The organism is Rubellimicrobium sp. CFH 75288 (assembly GCF_009904055.1).
Classification (GTDB): domain Bacteria; phylum Pseudomonadota; class Alphaproteobacteria; order Rhodobacterales; family Rhodobacteraceae; genus Rubellimicrobium.
In genome coordinates this window covers 13754-29732 of sequence record NZ_WYDP01000009.1, presented here as the reverse complement: position 1 = coordinate 29732, position 15979 = coordinate 13754, and the positions used below count along the sequence as shown (strand labels likewise).

At 72.9% G+C, this 15979-nt stretch carries 15 protein-coding genes and 1 riboswitch; of the genes, 9 read left to right on the top strand and 6 right to left on the bottom strand.

The window, feature by feature from the left end:
• On the top strand, positions 1 to 948 hold a 948-nt coding region (locus tag GT358_RS10375; protein WP_166582548.1), incomplete at its 5' end, for an ABC transporter substrate-binding protein.
• 33 nt (positions 949 to 981) lie between these two features.
• Here GT358_RS10375 and GT358_RS10370 read toward each other — a convergent pair.
• The 3 genes from GT358_RS10370 to GT358_RS10360 are packed head-to-tail and all read right to left on the bottom strand — an operon-like array spanning position 982 to position 4000.
• Positions 982 to 2751 carry an ABC transporter ATP-binding protein gene (locus GT358_RS10370; RefSeq protein WP_166582547.1) on the bottom strand — a complete coding sequence of 590 codons (1770 nt, stop codon included), beginning with the start codon at positions 2749 to 2751 and terminating at the stop codon, positions 982 to 984.
• Positions 2748 to 3074 carry an antibiotic biosynthesis monooxygenase gene (locus GT358_RS10365; RefSeq protein WP_166582546.1) on the bottom strand — a complete coding sequence of 109 codons (327 nt, stop codon included), beginning with the start codon at positions 3072 to 3074 and terminating at the stop codon, positions 2748 to 2750. The genes GT358_RS10370 and GT358_RS10365 overlap by 4 nt, the downstream gene beginning before the upstream one ends.
• Positions 3059 to 4000: a hypothetical protein gene (locus GT358_RS10360; RefSeq protein WP_166582545.1), complete on the bottom strand. Its 942-nt coding sequence runs from the start codon at positions 3998 to 4000 to the stop codon at positions 3059 to 3061. Before GT358_RS10360 ends, GT358_RS10365 begins: the two co-directional genes overlap by 16 nt.
• Positions 4001 to 4242: 242 nt before the next feature.
• A riboswitch (cobalamin riboswitch) is annotated at positions 4243 to 4455 on the top strand.
• Between the two features lie 108 nt (positions 4456 to 4563).
• Between GT358_RS10360 and GT358_RS10355 the strand changes: the two genes are divergently transcribed.
• The 6 genes from GT358_RS10355 to GT358_RS10330 are packed head-to-tail and all read left to right on the top strand — an operon-like array spanning position 4564 to position 10450.
• Positions 4564 to 4851, top strand: coding sequence for a hypothetical protein (locus GT358_RS10355; protein WP_166582544.1), 288 nt, complete (start codon positions 4564 to 4566; stop codon positions 4849 to 4851).
• Positions 4848 to 5624, top strand: coding sequence for a ferredoxin (locus GT358_RS10350; protein ID WP_166582543.1), 777 nt, complete (start codon positions 4848 to 4850; stop codon positions 5622 to 5624). The genes GT358_RS10355 and GT358_RS10350 overlap by 4 nt, the downstream gene beginning before the upstream one ends.
• Positions 5621 to 7177, top strand: a complete 1557-nt coding sequence (locus GT358_RS10345; protein WP_166582542.1) for an ABC transporter substrate-binding protein — start codon at positions 5621 to 5623, stop codon at positions 7175 to 7177. The genes GT358_RS10350 and GT358_RS10345 overlap by 4 nt, the downstream gene beginning before the upstream one ends.
• Positions 7174 to 8154: an ABC transporter permease gene (locus GT358_RS10340; protein ID WP_166582541.1), complete on the top strand. Its 981-nt coding sequence runs from the start codon at positions 7174 to 7176 to the stop codon at positions 8152 to 8154. The genes GT358_RS10345 and GT358_RS10340 overlap by 4 nt, the downstream gene beginning before the upstream one ends.
• The gene (locus GT358_RS10335) at positions 8151 to 9035 is read left to right on the top strand and encodes an ABC transporter permease (RefSeq protein WP_243730827.1); all 885 of its coding nucleotides are present in this window, start codon (positions 8151 to 8153) and stop codon (positions 9033 to 9035) included. Before GT358_RS10340 ends, GT358_RS10335 begins: the two co-directional genes overlap by 4 nt.
• On the top strand, positions 9032 to 10450 hold the full coding sequence (locus GT358_RS10330; RefSeq protein WP_166582540.1) for an ATP-binding cassette domain-containing protein: 1419 nt from the start codon (positions 9032 to 9034) through the stop codon (positions 10448 to 10450). The genes GT358_RS10335 and GT358_RS10330 overlap by 4 nt, the downstream gene beginning before the upstream one ends.
• 435 nt (positions 10451 to 10885) lie before the next feature.
• On the opposite strand, the gene GT358_RS10325 is transcribed toward GT358_RS10330, so the two are convergent.
• Positions 10886 to 11332: a DUF2892 domain-containing protein gene (locus tag GT358_RS10325; RefSeq protein WP_166582539.1), complete on the bottom strand. Its 447-nt coding sequence runs from the start codon at positions 11330 to 11332 to the stop codon at positions 10886 to 10888.
• 139 nt (positions 11333 to 11471) lie between these two features.
• On the opposite strand from GT358_RS10325, the gene GT358_RS10320 reads away from it, so the two are divergent.
• Positions 11472 to 13064 carry an amidohydrolase gene (locus GT358_RS10320; RefSeq protein ID WP_166582538.1) on the top strand — a complete coding sequence of 531 codons (1593 nt, stop codon included), beginning with the start codon at positions 11472 to 11474 and terminating at the stop codon, positions 13062 to 13064.
• A gap of 7 nt (positions 13065 to 13071) precedes the next feature.
• Here the strand turns inward: GT358_RS10320 and GT358_RS10315 are convergent, their stop codons facing one another.
• A complete protein-coding gene (locus GT358_RS10315; RefSeq protein ID WP_166582537.1) occupies positions 13072 to 13767 on the bottom strand; it encodes an exopolysaccharide biosynthesis protein in 696 nt (231 codons plus the stop codon).
• Positions 13768 to 13804: 37 nt separating this feature from the next.
• Positions 13805 to 14305: an NUDIX hydrolase gene (locus GT358_RS10310; RefSeq protein ID WP_166582549.1), complete on the bottom strand. Its 501-nt coding sequence runs from the start codon at positions 14303 to 14305 to the stop codon at positions 13805 to 13807.
• Between the two features lie 131 nt (positions 14306 to 14436).
• Between GT358_RS10310 and gndA the strand changes: the two genes are divergently transcribed.
• Positions 14437 to 15855 (top strand): NADP-dependent phosphogluconate dehydrogenase, encoded by a 1419-nt coding sequence (gndA, locus tag GT358_RS10305; protein ID WP_166582536.1) that lies wholly within the window; start codon positions 14437 to 14439, stop codon positions 15853 to 15855.
• Positions 15856 to 15979 lie beyond the last annotated feature (124 nt).

Sequence of the window (15979 nt, the reverse complement as noted above, 5' to 3'; positions counted from 1 at the left end):
ATGCGACCGATCCTTGCCGCAGCTTTCGTCCTGACGGCCGCGCCCTCTCTGGCGCAGGACTTCCCGCTGACCCTCGACACGAAGTTCGGCCCCGTCACCATCGAGTCCGCGCCGGAGCGCGTGGCGACGCTCGACTACAACGGCGCGGACAACCTGCTCGCGCTCGGGATCCAGCCCGTCGCCATCCGCTACTGGTATGGCGACTGGCCGGAAACCGTCTGGCCCTGGGCGGAAGAGGCGCTGACCGCGACGCCGACGGTCATCGGCTCTCCCATCGACATCGAGGCGGTGGCCGCGGCCGAGCCCGACGTGATCCTCGCCCTCTGGTCGGGCATCACCGAGGAGGAATTCGCCCGGCTCTCGCTCATCGCCCCGGTCGTCGCCGTGCCGCCGGGGACCGGCGACTTCGCCCTGCCCTGGGAGGAGCAGGTCCGGCTTGCCGCCCGCGCACTGGGCCGCAGTGCCGACGCCGAGGCGGCCATTGCGGGTATCGAAGAGCAGATCGCGGGGATCGTGGCGCGCAACCCCGGCTGGCAGGACCACACCGCGAACGTGGCCTTCTACTGGGGCGACCGGATCGGCGTCTACGGGCCGACCGACATCCGGCCGCAGCTTCTGGGCCGGCTCGGGCTGCGCACGCCGCAGGCCGTGGCAGAGGCCGTGCCGGCAGGGGCGTTCAGCGCCGATGTCTCGGCCGAACGGCCCGACCTGATCGACGCAGATGTGGTGATCTGGTACACGGACCAGCCGGCCGAGGCGCTCTGGTCCCTGCCCATCCGCGCCGGCATGCGGGCGGCGGCCGAGGGGCGCGAAGCCCTCGCCGACGATATGCTCGCCGCGGCCTTCAGCCACGCTTCGCTGCTCAGCCTGCCCTACGCTCTGGATCGGCTCGAACCCATGATCGCCGCCGCCATCGATGGCGACCCGGCGACGGCCGTGAGCGATTAACCGCTTGCCGCGACGGGACAGGAACGGCGCAGGTCAGGAGGCCAGCCGCTCGGCCGATGACTGGGCGGCCACAAGCCGGGCATAGAGGCCGCCCTGGGCCATCAGTTCGGCGTGGTGGCCGCGCTCGACGACACGGCCTGCCTGAAGCACCGCAATCTGATCCGCGTCGCGGATCGTGGACAATCGGTGCGCGATCACCACCGTGGTCCGGCCGCGCATGAGCTCCGCGAGGCTGTCTTGGATCGCGCGCTCGGTCTCGGTATCCACGGCGCTGGTCGCCTCGTCGAGGATCAGGACGGGCGCATCCTTCAGCACGGCACGCGCGATCGACAGCCGCTGCTTCTGCCCGCCGGACAGCCGCACCCCGCGTTCGCCCACCAAGGTGTTGTAGCCGTCCGGCAGGCCCGCGATGAAGTCGTGCGCGCGTGCCGCCCGCGCCGCGGCCATGACCTCGGAGTCCGAGGCCCCGGGACGACCGAAGCGGATGTTCTCGGCGATCGTGTCGTTGAACAGGAACACGTCCTGCAGCACCATCGACACGTTCGCGCGCAGGTCGCCGAGGCGAAGCCTCCGCAGATCGTGCCCATCGAGCCGCACGACACCATCGGTCGGGTCGTAGAAGCGCGCCACCATGTTGGCGAGGGTGGACTTGCCCGCGCCGGTCGCCCCCACCAGGGCGAGCGACGTTCCGGCTGGCACGGTCAGGTTGATCTCGCTCAGCACCCGATCGTCGCCGGTGTAGGCAAAGCCCACGTTCTCCAGTTCGATCGCGCCCCCCGCGCGGCCGAGCGCGATTCCGTCGGCGGGGTCGGCCACCTCGGGCTCGTGGGCGAGCACCTCGCCGATCCGGCCGAGCGAGGTCAGGCTCTTCTGGAACGACTCGGCCGCGTCGGCAACGCTGTGCAGCGGCAGGTAGATTGCGGCGATGTAGAGGACGAAAGACACGAGGTCCCCCACCGCGATGTCTCCGTTCAGCACCATGCGGCCGCCGACCAGCACCACGAACGCGGTGGACAATCCGGCCGCGCCCTCGACCACCGGCTCGAAGCCGGCCATGACCCGACGGGCCTGCACCTGCGCGGCGGCCAGCCGGGCCGAGATGCCGCCGAACCGCCGCGTCTCGGCGGCTTCGCGGTTGAAGATCTGGATCTCGCGCATGCCCGCCACCTGGTCCTGCGCGAGGCCAGAGGTCTCGCCGAACACGCGGCCCTCCCGGTCAAAGGCGTCCTGCGCCACGCCGCCCAGGCGCCAGACGCTCCACAGCGCGACAGGCAGAGGCAGCGCCGCCAGAACCGCAAGCAGCGGCGAGATCGTCATCAGGATGACGAAGACCCCGACACCCACGAGCGAGGAGACAAGAAAGCCGTAGACGGCATCTGCCAGAAGCGGCTCGAGATCGTCGGTGTCGCGCATGATGCGGCTGACGATGTCGCCCGAGGCGCGGGCCGAGAAATAGGCCGGAGAAAAGGTCTGCAGCCGCGCCTGCAACGCGTCGCGCATGTCGCGGACCGTCGAGAAGGCGACCACATGGCTTAAGTGGAACACCGCCCCCGTGGCGAGGCTGCGCAAGAGACAGACGAGGCCGAGCGCCCCCGCCACCCACGGCAAGCGCGCCGCCGCGCCCTCGCCGCCCGCCTCGATCGTGCGCACGATGTCGCCGACCAGCCAGGGGCCGAGGAGCCCGGTCGCCGTGACGACGAGAACGGCCGCCAGCACGAGCGCCGCCGTGCGGCGGTAGGGCCGGACAAAGCCTGCCAGCAGCCGGATGCGGCCCTGCCTCCGGCGAGAACGGGTGGCGCTCACGCCACGGCGCCGCTGCTCTGGCCCAGGACCGCGACAAAGCCCTCGAACTGGGGCGGGCCGAGATAGAGATCGCGCGCGCCGCCGGCGTCGCGATGGGCCAGGCGGAACGCCTCGGACCGCGTCCAGTCGAGAAAGGCCTCCTCGCACTCCCAGACCGAGTGGCTGGCATAAAGCGTGTGGTCTTCGTGGCGCAACCCGCGCAGCAGGTGGAAGGCGATGAAACCCGGCACTTCCGCCAGATGCGACCGGCGGGTGCGCCAGACCCTTTCGAACTCCGCTTCGCGGCCCAGGTGGATGCGGAAGCGGTTCATGGCGATGAACATGCGGACACCTCCTTGTCATGGTCCGGCACCGGGGCGGGGGCATGGCTCGACGCGCGCTGCCCGGCGAGCCAGGTCCGCCAGCGGCGGACCTGCTCCTCGGGAGGGAGGTGGACGCAGGTCGAGCAATAGTCGTTTCCGCCCCAGGTGTAGGCCCGACAGCACCCCCCGCGCGCCCGCCAAAGGTCGCGCATCTCGGGCAAGCCCGCCGCGGGATCGGCCGGCAGGACAACCTTGACGACCTGCCGTTCCTTGGCGAACAGCCGGCTTCCCTTGAGCAGCGACAGCGCCCGGGCCTCTGCCACGGCCCGGTCGGCCAGCCCCATGGCCCGACCGGGTTCGATCAGGCCGCCCGCAAGGCCGTCGCCGGCCAGCCGCCAGAGGGCGGGCCGAGCAAGATGGCTTGCCGTGTGGAGGCGCTCGACGAGCGGCTGAAGAAGCGCGCAGAACCGCGCCGCCAGCATCGTGCGCAGGTCGGGCTCGCCCGTCAGTCCGCGATGCAGAGGCATGTCCCCCACCAGGAACCAGAGGGTCCAGGCCCGACCCGTGCCGCTTTCGCCCTCGTGCGTCCAGGGCACGTCGCGCGGCTCGAGCGCGAGCTGTCGCGGCTCAAGGGCCGGAACGACCCCGTTCAGGTAGAGATGTCCGAAGACCGTGCCGACAGCCCAGCCCACCGAGTCCATGAAATAGGCCGCCGCGACCTTGATGTCGGCGCCGGGGCAGTCCGCGATCTCGCGCGCAAGCTGGAGGTCGAGCAGGCTTCGGTGCGCGGCGTCATCCGCCAGCTCGGCCAGCGATATCGCCGCCGGGCCGGGGTGACCGATCCGGCCCCGGGGCGACCAATCGTCCGCCCCAGGCAGGCGGGCCAGCAGGGCAGATAGTCCCGCGCCGGTGCCCCCGGTCGCCGTCAGTTCCAAGAAGTCCTGCATCTGATCCTTGCCAATCCGGGCTGTGCGAACGACACCCCCAGCCCGAGTCTTTTCTTAGAGAAACAGTCAACAAAGTCAACATGCGCCGGATCTGTCGCGCCGGCGTTCCGAGCGGTGTTGGCCGTCGAGACACTTGCGATCGCGCATCGCTTGCGGATGTCGGACGGTCAGTGGGTCTCGGTCGGACGCCATGCGGCAAGCCGCCCGGCGCCATCGTGCCCGTTGACCTTGCAGCCACGTCGTGCCAAGGACGGCGCGACGGTTCCCGAAGCCGCGAGGCAGAGGGATGAAAAGGGAACGCGGTGAGGCGTAGGCATCAGCCACCGAATCCGCGACTGCCCCCGCAACTGTGAGCGGCGAGCGATCCTGCAACAGCCACTGCCCCTCGGGGTGGGAAGGTGCAGGAAAGCCGGGACCCGCGAGTCAGGAGACCTGCCGTCAGTCTGTTCAACCAACCCGGGCGGGGTGTCCCGGAGGAGGCCCGAGATGACCAAGGCACCCGTCCGCGTGCCGTCCGACATCGCCGTGCGCTCGTGCCGCCCCCGCCGATGGCGGAGGCCGGCATGGCAGGATCGCAGCCGCGACTGATCGACCCGAACGCGCGTCTGGCCCCCTGCGACCTGCCCACGGACGCTTGCCCCGTGCTGGCGGCGCTCGGCCCGGTCCTGCCGCGCCTGAGCGCGGCGCTTTGCGCGATCACGGGCGGGCAAGGCGAGGTCGCCGCCGACCTCGTCATGCCCTGCCGCCGCGCCCCCGGCGGGCAGTGCCGCTGCCGCATCGGCCCCGGCAGCGGCCGCCCCGTCCCCGGCGAGCGTTCCTGCCCCCCGATCCCCGGACCGGTCCTGCAATGACCGCGGCCGCCGACCATCTGATCCTCTGCGTCTCGCAACCCAGTCTCTCGGGGTGCGACGAGGGCCGTCTGCTGGCCGCGCTGCACCGCGCCGGCCGGTCGGTGTTCGCCGGGCCGGTCACGGCACTGCGGCTCGAAGGCCCAGGGCTGGGGCTGGCCGCGGCCCTGCGGCAGGCGCGCGACGGCGGCGCGCGGCGGGTGCGGGTGCAGCCGGTGGGCTTTCCGCTTGCGGCGAACATCCTGGCCTGGCTGCCCGGCGCGGTGGCGCATTTCGCCGCGACCGAGGCCGGGGACATGGCCGTCGACCTGGCTGACCCGCCCGAACCCGAGGAGGCCGCCACGGCGCTGGCGCCGCTGCTCGCCGGCAGCCGGAGCCGCGACGCGCGGACGCTGCGCCCCGCGCTCGGAAAGCCCGGCTGGCAGTATCCGCCCGACTTCGACACCCATATCCTGGTCTGCACCGGCCCGCGCTGCGCCTTCCTCGGCTCGGGCACGCTGCAGGCCCGGCTGAAGGCGCGGCTGGCCGAGACGGGGCTGGCCGACCGATGCCTCGTCACTGCGACGGGCTGCCTCTTTCCCTGCAACCAGGGGCCCGTGCTTGCGGTCTATCCCCGCGGGCTGTGGTTCCGCATCCCCGACGAGGCCGCGCTCGACCGCATCCTGTCCGATGTCGTCGCGGCAGGCGGCCATGCCCCCGACCTCGCCCTGTCCGGACGCCCCGGCCGCCGCCGGGTCCGCACCCTTTCCGCATCTGCAACCGGGAGTTTCTCATGACCACGATCCCTCTGTCCCGGCGCTGGCTTCTCGCCGCGGCCGCCGCGCTGGCGCTGACCGTGCCCGGCCTGCCCGCCCGCGCCGAAGGCGCCCATCCGCCGCTGCGCATCGTCACCTCCTTCGCCATCGACAGCATGAACCCCTGGGAGGATGGCTTCTGGATGCAGGAATTCGGCCAGGCCGAGCTGCTGATGCAGTTCCGCGAAGACGGCAGGCACCACCCCTGGCTGCTTCAGAGCCTCGCCAACCCCGAACCCACCCGCTGGGTGATGACCCTGCGCGAGGGCATCACCTTCCAGAACGGCAGGCCGGTCGACGCCGCGGCGGTGGTCGCCGCGATCGAGGCCGCGCGGAAACATTCCGCCTCGGCGCAGGGGGCGGTGCCCGAGGGTGCCGTCTTCACCGCGACCGGCGCGCTCGAGATCACCGTCACGACGCCCGCGCCCTGGCCGGAACTGCCCGGCGTGCTGGCCGATGAATCGGTGTTCCTGATCCTCGATGCCGAGGCCGTGGAGGCAGTGGGCGAGGACTGGGCGCAGCTCGTCGGCGCGGGCATCTACACCGGCCCCTACGCGGTCACCGCGCTCGACGACCGGCGGATGGAGGCGACCGCCTTCCCCGGCTACTGGCAGGGCAGGCCCGCACTGCCCGGCCTGACGGTCAGCTTCGTGCCCGATGCCAACGCCCGCATCCTGGCCGTGCAGAACGACGAGGCCGACATCGCGCTCTACCCGCCCTTGGCCGCGCGGCCGCAGGTCGAGGCGACGCCGGGGATGCATTTCAACATCGGCGCGCTGGGGACGGGGGGCTTCACCGGCTTCATGAACCTGCGGCAGGGGCCGCTGGCGGATGTGCGGCTGCGCAAGGCCGTGCTGCGGGCGGTGGACTACCGCGAGATCGCCGAGGACGTGTTCCGCGGCGGGCTCGCGCAGGCGACCTCGCTCTATGCCGCGAACCTGCCCTTCGCGCTCGAGAACTACCGGACCGACCCCGACGAGGCGGCCCGGCTTCTGGACGAGGCCGGGTGGACCCCGGGCGCGGACGGGATCCGCAGGAAGGACGGCCAGCGCCTGACGCTGATCCTCGCGATCTATCCCCAGCAGCCCGATCTGGTGCCGCTGTCCACCGCGGTGCAGGCTCAGCTGGCGCGGGTCGGCATCGAGGCGCAGGTGGTCAGCTTCGACGGGATCAACCAGGCGCTGATGGAGCCCTCGAACCGCTGGGACATCGCCATGGTCTCGTCCGGCGCGGCCGGCTGGGGGCGGGTGCAGGGCTTTCTCGAGACCTATCTCCTGCCGGACGGGCAGCGCAATTACGGCGGCTTCGACAACGCCGAGGTTGCGGGGCTGGTGACCGAACTCGCCACCGCGATCGACCCCGCGCGGCGCACCGCCATCCTGCACCGGATTCAGGAAATCCTGTGGGACGACGACCCCTATGCCTTCTCCTTCAACATCCACAAGGGCCGCGTGGTGGTGAACGACCGCTACGCCTGCTACGCCCCGGGCTTTGCGCTCTACCACGTCTCGTGGCAGACGGCGCCCTGCGAATGAACGGCAGTCGCTTCGCCGGGGCGCGCGGATGGCCGCGCGCCCTCGGCCGGATCGGGCTGCAGGCGGGGCTCGCGGCGTTGGGCGCCTCGGTCCTCGTCTGGGCGATGCTGCCGCTCGCCCCCGGCGATCCGGTGGACATGATCCTGGCCGCCCGGCGGATCGAGGAACCGACGGCCGCGCAGATCGCCGAACTGCGCGCGCGGTTCGGCCTCGATCTGCCGCTGTGGCAGCGCTACCTGCACTGGCTGGGCGGCGTGCTGCGGGGCGATCTGGGCCTGTCCTGGCGCACCGGCGAGCCGGTCGCCGAGGCGCTCCTGCGCCGCCTGCCGGCCACCCTGCAGCTCGTGGGGCTGAGCCTTGCCGTGTCGGTCGTCTGGTCGCTGGCGCTGGCGCTGATCGCGGTGCGCTGGGCAGGCCGGTGGCCCGACCGGCTGGTCATGGCCTATACGCGGGTCTTCGCGGCGATCCCGGCCTTCGTGCTGGCGCTTCTGGTGCTGCAATTCGTGGTCGTGGGCCTGGGCCTCGGCCGGGTGCTGTCGGGCGGGGCCGGGATCACGCTGGTCCTCGCCGCGGTCGTCCTCGGCATCGACCGCGCCGCCGGCTGGACGCAGCTTCTGCGCGCCACGCTGGCCGAGCAGATGGCGCGCGGCCCGGCCGACGTGGCGCGGGCCCGCGGTGCGCGCGAGGCGCGCATCCTTGCCGTCATCGCGCTGCCGCCGGCGCTGCTGCCCTGGCTGACGGCGCTCGGCATCTCGGTCGGCGGGCTGATCGGGGGCGCGCCGGTGCTCGAGACGATCTTCACCTGGCCCGGGGTGGGCGCCTACCTGCTGCAGGCGCTGTCGGTCAGGGACGTGCCGGTGATCCAGGCCTTCGTCCTGATCGCCGTTCTGGCCTATGTCGCGGTCAGCAGCAGCGTCGATGCGCTGGCCCTGCTCATCGACCCGCGCCTGCGGGCCCCGCGCGAGGGGCGGGCATGATCGGCCTTTCCCGGCGCGCTGCGACCGCCCCGCGTCCGGGCGCGATGCCCCCGACCGACTTTCCGGCGGCGCTCCTGCGGCACCCCTCCGGCCGTTGGGGACTGGCGCTGTGCCTCCTGCTTCTCGGCGCGGCGGCGGCCGGCCCCTGGCTCGCCCCGCATCCGCCGAACCTGCCCGACTATGCCGCGACCTTGCGTCCGCCCGGGCCCGGCCACTGGCTCGGCACCGACGCCATGGGGCGCGACCAGCTGTCCCGCCTTCTCGACGGGGCTCGCAGGTCGCTGGGCGGGGCGGCTGCGGTGACCGCGGCGATCACCCTGGTCGGCCTTCTCGTCGGCAGCCTCGCGGCGCTGTCCGGGCGCTGGATCGACGCCGCCCTGATGCGCCTTGTCGATGTGGTCATGGCCCTGCCGGGCCTGATCGTGGCCTTCGGGGTGCTGGGCCTTCTGGGCCCGGGCTATCTCAACCTGCTGATCGCGCTCGCCGCGGCCGACTGGGCCTACAAGGCCCGCATCGCGCGGGCCTGTGCGCTGGAGGCCGTGCGCAGCCCGGCCGCGATGGTGGCCCGCGAGATCGGGGTGCCCGAATGGCGCGTCCTCGCGCAGCATGTCCTGCCCTCCGTCCTCTGGCCGCTTCTGGTGCTGGCCACGCTGGGCCTCGGCGGGCAGATCGCGGCGATCTCGGCCTTCTCGTTCCTTGGCCTCGGCGTTCAGGTGCCCCATGCCGAATGGGGCGCGATGCTGGCTGAATCGCGCTTCCACTTCCAGATCGCGCCTTGGCTTCTGCTGGCGCCCGCGCTTTGCATCTTCGTCGCGGTCCTGGCCTCGAACCTGCTCGGCGAGGCCTTGCGCGACATCGCCACGCCCGAGGCCCGGTCGTGAGCGCGGCCGCGCTCGCCGTCCGCGGATTGAGCGTGGCCTATGGCACCGCCGTGGTCGTCAGGGACCTGTCCTTCGACCTGCAGCCGGGCGAGGTTCTGGCGCTGGTCGGCCTGTCGGGCTGCGGCAAGACGACGGTGCTGCGCGCGCTCCTCGGTCTGCTGCCGCCATCGGCACGGGTCGATGGCAGGCTTCGGGCGGCGGGCGAGGACCTTGCTCCGAACGACCGCACGGCGCTGCGCCGCCGCCTCGGCCATGCCATCGGCTTCGTCGCCCAGAACCCCTTCGACGCCTGCGCGCCCCACCGGAGCGTGCGCGCCCATATCGAGGAGGCCTGGCGGGCGCTCGGCCACAGGCCAGACCCGGCGCGCATCGCCGCGCTCTGCGATCGGCTCGGCCTCGACCCCGCGATGCTCGACCGCTTTCCGCACGAATGGTCGGGCGGCATGCTCCAGCGCGCCAACATCGCCGCGGCCCTAGCGCTCGACCCGCCCGTGGTGCTGGCCGACGAGCCGACCTCGGCCGTGGATGCCGACAATGCCAAGGCGGTCATGGCCTGTCTGAGGGACGGCGGACGATCCGTGCTGGTCGTGAGCCACGATCTCGACCTGATGGCGCGCACCGCCAACCGCATCCTGCTGCTCGAAAACGGCAGGATTGCCGCCGAAACCCCGGCAGGACAGGCGTACGCCGAAACCGCGCCGGGACCGATCCGGACCTTCGCGCGGGCGGCCGCTCTGGTGCGCCCGCCCGAGCCGTCCGCGGCACCGCCGCTGCTGGAATGCCAAGACCTCGTGCTCGTGCGCGGGGCGAGGCCGCTCTTTCCGCCCCTCTCGCTGCGCTTGAGGCCCGGCGAGGTGCTCGGCGTTGTCGGGCCTTCCGGATCAGGAAAGAGCAGCCTTCTGGCCGCACTGGCCGGGCGTCTGCCGCCGGCCGCGGGTCTCATCCTGCGCGACGGTGCAGAGCGCCCCCCGCGGAGGGGGGAGGTGCTGACCCTGTTCCAGAACGCCCTGTCGAGCATGAATCCGCGCTGGCCGATCGAGCGCGTGGTGGCGGAACCGCTGACCGTCGGCCCTGTGCGCCTTGCCCGCGCCGCTCGCGCGGCCGCCGCGCGCGCGATGCTTGCCCGGCAGGGGCTTGCCGAGGTCGATCCGGGCCGCCGGCCCTGGCAGTTGTCAACGGGTCAGACCCAGAGGGTGACGCTGGCGCGCGCCGCCCTCGCACGACCGCGGCTGCTTCTGGCCGACGAGCCGACCAGCGCACTCGATCCGCGTCAGCGATGCCTTGCGATCGAAGGCCTTGCCCGGATCGCCGCCGCCGGATCCGCCGTGGTGCTGGTGAGCCATGATCGCGGCATGCTCGACCGCGTCTGCCACCGGGTCGTGACACTCGATCCCTGCTCGACCATGCGCCCGTAAGCGGGAGAAGGTCCGACGTCAGGCATGTCCCCTCCGCCATGCACGTTTCGGAGTTGCTCACGAAGGGCCGCTTGCCCTCGACCTCACCCATGCCGTGGATCAGCCGGTCGCGGTCCGCCTTCAGCACGCGGGCGACCTCGGCCAGCCGGGTGATGTCGGGGCGGGCGACTTCGGCCAGTCGCGGAGCCCTGCCGAGACCCGGATGCATGCTGTCAGGCTTCCGGGTCGGTGCCTCTCCTCACGCGCTTTCCACCGTCAGTCGCGGAGTTCCAGGTGCGCGTCTCCAGGACGGCGTCGCCGCGCCCGGCCCAGCAACCGGCGAGGCGGGGGGACAGGTCTGTCCGGGGAAGGGTGATCCGACCCTCAGCCGACCCGTGCAGCAGGGACCAGACCGGTCGGGGTTCCGGCCCGGACGAGCCGGGGCTGCCCCGCCGCTCACTCCCGTGCGGCCGCCAGCGCCTGCCGGGCCTGCCCGGCCTTGCCGTCCAGCGCGCGGAAGTCGCCCCGCAGCGCCTTGAGGGCCACGCGCTCTTCCTCGATCTCGCGCGCGGTGCGGAAGCCCATGCGGCGCAGGACGGGCAGGGGGGGGCACCAGCCCTGCACGGCATGCTGGAGCAGGAAGGCCGTCACGGCGGCGGGCAGCAGCAGCCAGCGCCGGTCCGCCGTGGCGCCCAGCACGATCCCGGTCAGCGCGAGCGTCGCGGCATTCGCCTCCAGCGCCCGCTCGATGTCCCATTCGCGGTCCAGCTCCGCCAGCCGCTCTCCGATCAGCCAGGGCCGCGCCTCGTACCAGCGGACCCGCGACTCCGTCTCCTTGCGGATGCGGCGGTTGACCTCGTCGGCGGTGTGGGCGGGGACACGGTCGGTCGTGCTGGGGATCATCGGGGGCTTCCTCCTCGCGGCTGTCGCCGTCCGAACCGCATGGCGCCCGATGCGGTTCCCCTTCGCACCGACCGCCCCGCCGTGTACCCATGGCTCCGGCCGGTCCCGTCCCGGCCCCCCAGGACCCGGAGGCCCCGCCTTGCACCCCCGCCCCCTCTCCGCCGCCCAGAGAACCGCGCTCGCCGCCCTCGATGCCCGCGCCCCCGACCTCTCCGCGTGGTGCGCCACCATCTTCGACTTCGGCGAGACCGCCTGGCGCGAATACCGCTCCGCCGCGTGGTATGTCGAACGCCTCCGGGCCGAGGGCTTCGCGGTCGAGGAAGGCTCGGGCGGCATGCCCACCGCCTTCTGCGCCGAATGGGGGAACGGCTCCGGCCCCGTGATCGGCCTCTATGCCGAATACGACGGCATCCCCGGCAATTGCCAGGCCCCCTCCACCCGGCGCGAGCCGCGCCCGGGCCTCGGCTTCCAGGCCGGCGGCCACACCGATCCCCATTCGGCGCTGGGCATCGCCGCGCTGGGCGGCGCGCTCGCGCTTAAGGCGGCGATGGAGCGGCACGGCATCCCCGGCGGCATCCGCCTGACCGGAGAGCCGGCCGAGAAGGTCCGCGGCTCCAAGCCCATTCACGCCGCGCGCGGCTATTATGACGGGCTCGCTGCGATCCTGTCGTTCCACCCCTTCTACATGCTGCCCCTGTGCAACACGGTGCGCTGGGACACGCATTGCGGCGCGGGCTGGTCGATGATCTACCGCTTCCTCTGCGACGAGCCCGAGCGGTGGGGCCAGGCCGACGGCGCCCCCATCCCCCAGGCCCACAGCGCCGTCCGCGTCCCCGGCGCCAACGACGCGCTCAACCTGATGTATCTCTCCTCCAGGGCCTTGCGCGAATCGATGCTGCCCCACCAGGGCGGCTGGTCGCTCTCCGAGGCGATCCTGACCGCGGGCCAGGCCACCGCCGACAACCTCCCCGCCGGGCTGGCCGAGATCCAGTACATGCTGCGCGTCCCCACCCTCGCCATGGCCGGGCAGGTCACGGCCGTCCTCGACCGCAACGCCGAGGCCGCCGCCGCCATGACCGGCTGCCGCTGGGAGCGGCACTGGGTCTCCAAGTCCCGCCCCGGCCTCGCCAACCACGCCATGGCGCGCCTCGTCTGGGAGGCGATGGAGATCGTCGGCCCCCCCGTCTGGGGCGAGGACGCCCGCCGCATCGCGCGCGAGATCCAGGCCGGTCTCGGCCTCGAGCCCGACGAGGACCCCTTCCTCCCCGAGACCACGCGGCTCATCCACCCCGAGGAGGCCGAGGCGATCCTGCGCCGCGACCTGCCGCCCGGCCAGACCCATTCGACCTCGGACGATTACACCGACATGTGCTGGCACGCGCCCACCGCGCGCTTCTACGTCGCCCGCCCCGCGCTGCGCCCCCATGGCGGCCGACCCTATCCGGCCTGGGTGATGAACGCGCTGGGCGGCATCCCCGCCACCATCGACCCCACCGTGCGGACCGCCGCCGCGATCCTCGCCCTCTCGGCGCTGCGCCTGCTCGAGGACCCCGCCGCGCGGCAGGCGGCGGCCGAGGAGTTCCGCGCGCGGACCGGAGGCGGCGTGGGCGGGCGCGACTGGCTCCCGCCCCTGTGCGACTACCCGCCGCCGATCGGCTTCCGCTGGCCCGAATACGTGACCACGCCGCGCGGCCGCGACTGGTGGATTCCGTCGGCCGTGCCCGGCGCCTGATCCGCGCTCAGAACGCGTTCAGCCACAGGAACGTGCCCACGCCCAGCACGGCCCACAGCACCCCCGCCACCACCGCAAAGGCGACGAGGCCCACCACGATGCCGGCCAGGATCCACAGCCCGTCGCGCTCCAGCACGCCCAGCGCGATCAGCACGATCCCGATCGCGGGCAGCATGTTCCCGAACGGGATCGGCAGCGTCAGCACGATCCCCAGAAGCAGCAGATAGGCCCCCAGCAGCCGCTCCGCCCGCGGCGTGACCAGGAATTGCAGCCGGGGCGCCGTGAAGCGGTCCGCCCATTCCAGCCACGGGTTCACCCGCTCGACCAGGTTTGCGAAGTCGCCGCGGGCCATCGACCGCAGCGCGATGGACCGCGGCAGCCACGGCTTGCGCCCCAGCATCATCTGCAGGGCCAGGAACAGCACGGGCAGGCCCAGGATGGTGGAGGTCCCCGGAATCGCGGGCAGCGCGTTGGGAAAGGCGAACACCAGCAGCAGCGCGCCAAAGGCCCGCTCGTGCATCGCCCGCAGGATGTCGGCCAGCGCCACGCGCTCGCGCGTCTCGTCCGTGGCCAGCTCGGTCAGGATCACCGACAGCTTCTTGGGCTCGATGCCGCGCCGCCGCAGAAGGCGCCCCCGGATGCGCACCCGCGGCACCGGCCGCGCCACGGGGCGCGCCGCCCGACCCGGATCGTCGTTGCGCATCGTCAACCCTCAGGAGCCCCAGCGACCCCGCCACGCATTAAGGAGGTGCCCGCCCCTCCCGCAAGGGCCGCTTGGACGCGGCGGGATCAAAGGCGCGCAGGATGTCCCGCAGGCCCTCCTCGTCCACCCGCCCGGCTGCCTCGGCCGGCGGCAGCCAGACGCGGTCGCGCCGGTGCGCCTCGGGATAGCGGTCCTCCTGCCGGCGCACCCGGATCGCATAGACCCGGTGCAGGCACGGCACGTCGTCCCCCTGGGGCGTGCGCTTGATCGCCATGTACTCGCCCACGGGGGTGCGCGTGGCCTTGCCCTTGCGCACTCCTGCCTCCTCCCAGGCCTCGATCCGGGCCGTCTTGTGCGGCGCCAGCCCGTCCATCGGCCAGCCCTTGGGCAGGATCCACCGCCCCGCGGACGAGGTGACCAGCAGCACCTCGATGCCGCCGCCCGGGCGCTCGCGCCAGCAGAGCGCCGCCAACTGGGTGAAGGCCGGCGCCGTGTGGACCGGGGCGCAGCCGGACGACGGAGCCGGGGCAGCAGGCACAGGCAACCGGGACACTCCCGCAGAGAACGGATGGACCCTAGGAAAGCCTGTGCGGCCGCACAACCCGGCCTGTTGCCCTTGCTGCTCCAGCCGTTACGCTCCGACCCGCACGCAAGCAGGGAGAGGGGCGGATGGAGCAGGCAGGCGGCGGGGCGAGCCTCGGACTCTACGGTCTGGGCACGATGGGGGCGGCGCTCGCGCTCAACATCCTGGAGAAGGGCTTCCCCCTCCACGTCGCCAACCGCACCGCCGCCCGCACGCCCGCCTTTCTCGACGCCGCCGGTCCGCTCGCCGGGCGGGCGACCGGCCACGAGAGCCTGCCGGCCATGGTCGCCGCCATGCCCGCGCCGCGTGCGCTGATCCTGATGGTCGATGCCGGCCCCGCCGTGGATCAATCCATCGAGGCCGCGCTCCCCCATCTCGCCCCCGGCGACATCGTTGCCGATTGCGGCAATGCCGACTTCCACGACACCCGCCGCCGCGCCGCCGCGCTGGCTGCCCGCGGCATCCGCTTTCTCGGCGTCGGCGTCTCCGGCGGAGAGGAAGGGGCCCGCCACGGCCCCGCCATCATGGCCGGCGGAGAGCCCGACGCCTGGGCCGCGCTCGAGCCCGTCCTTTCCGCCATCGCCGCCCGGCACGAGGGCGAGCCCTGCGCGGCCCTTCTCGGCCCCGACGGGGCGGGTCACTTCGTCAAGACCGTCCACAACGGCATCGAATATGCCGACATGCAGCTCATCGCCGAGGTCTATGGCCTGCTGCGCCACGGCATGAACCGTCCCCCCGCCGCCATCGCGTCCCTCTTCGCGCGCTGGAACGGGGGGCGCCTGCGCTCCTACCTCGTCGAGATCACGGCGGAGGTGCTCGCCGCCACGGACCCCGCCACCGGCGGCCCGGTCGTGGACGTGATCCTCGACCGGGCGGGGCAGAAGGGCACCGGCCGCTGGACCGTGATCGAGGCGCTGCGCCTCGGCCAATCCGCCTCCGCCATCGAGGCCGCCGTCGCCGCCCGCGCCTGGTCCGCCGAGAAGCCCTCGCGCGAGGCGGGCGAGGCGATCCTCGGCTCCCCGCGCCAGCCCGTGGACCTCCCCGAGGACGCGCTCGAGGGCGCGCTCCTCGCGGGGCGCATCGTCGCCTACGCCCAGGGCTTCCGCATCCTCCAGGCGGCATCGGCCGAATACGGCTGGAACACCGACATGGCCCGCGTGGCCGAGACGTGGCGCGCGGGCTGCATCATCCGCTCGGCGCTGCTCGCCGACATCGCCGCCGCCTTCCGCGCGGGCGACCTGCCGCAGGGCCAGCTTCTGCTCTCCCCGGCCTTCGCAGCCGACCTGCGCGCGGCGCTGCCCGCGCTGCGCCGCACGGTCGCCGCCGCCGCGCTCGGCGGGCACCCGGTCCCCGCGCTTTCGGCCGCGCTCGCCTTCGCCGACACGATGGCGCAGGCACGCGGCACGGCAGACCTGATCCAGGCCCAGCGCGACTATTTCGGCCGCCACGGCTTTGTCCGCCTCGACACCGGGACCGCCGGCCAGCACGGCCCCTGGGCCGGCTGAGGGGCAGGGGGGTGTTGCGCGAATCGGGGATGGTGCGCGCGGTGGTGTAAGAAATCGTTAACCGCCCCGTGGCACCCTGCCGGCATGACCCACCCCATGCCCGGAGTCGCCATGCCCCAGCCTC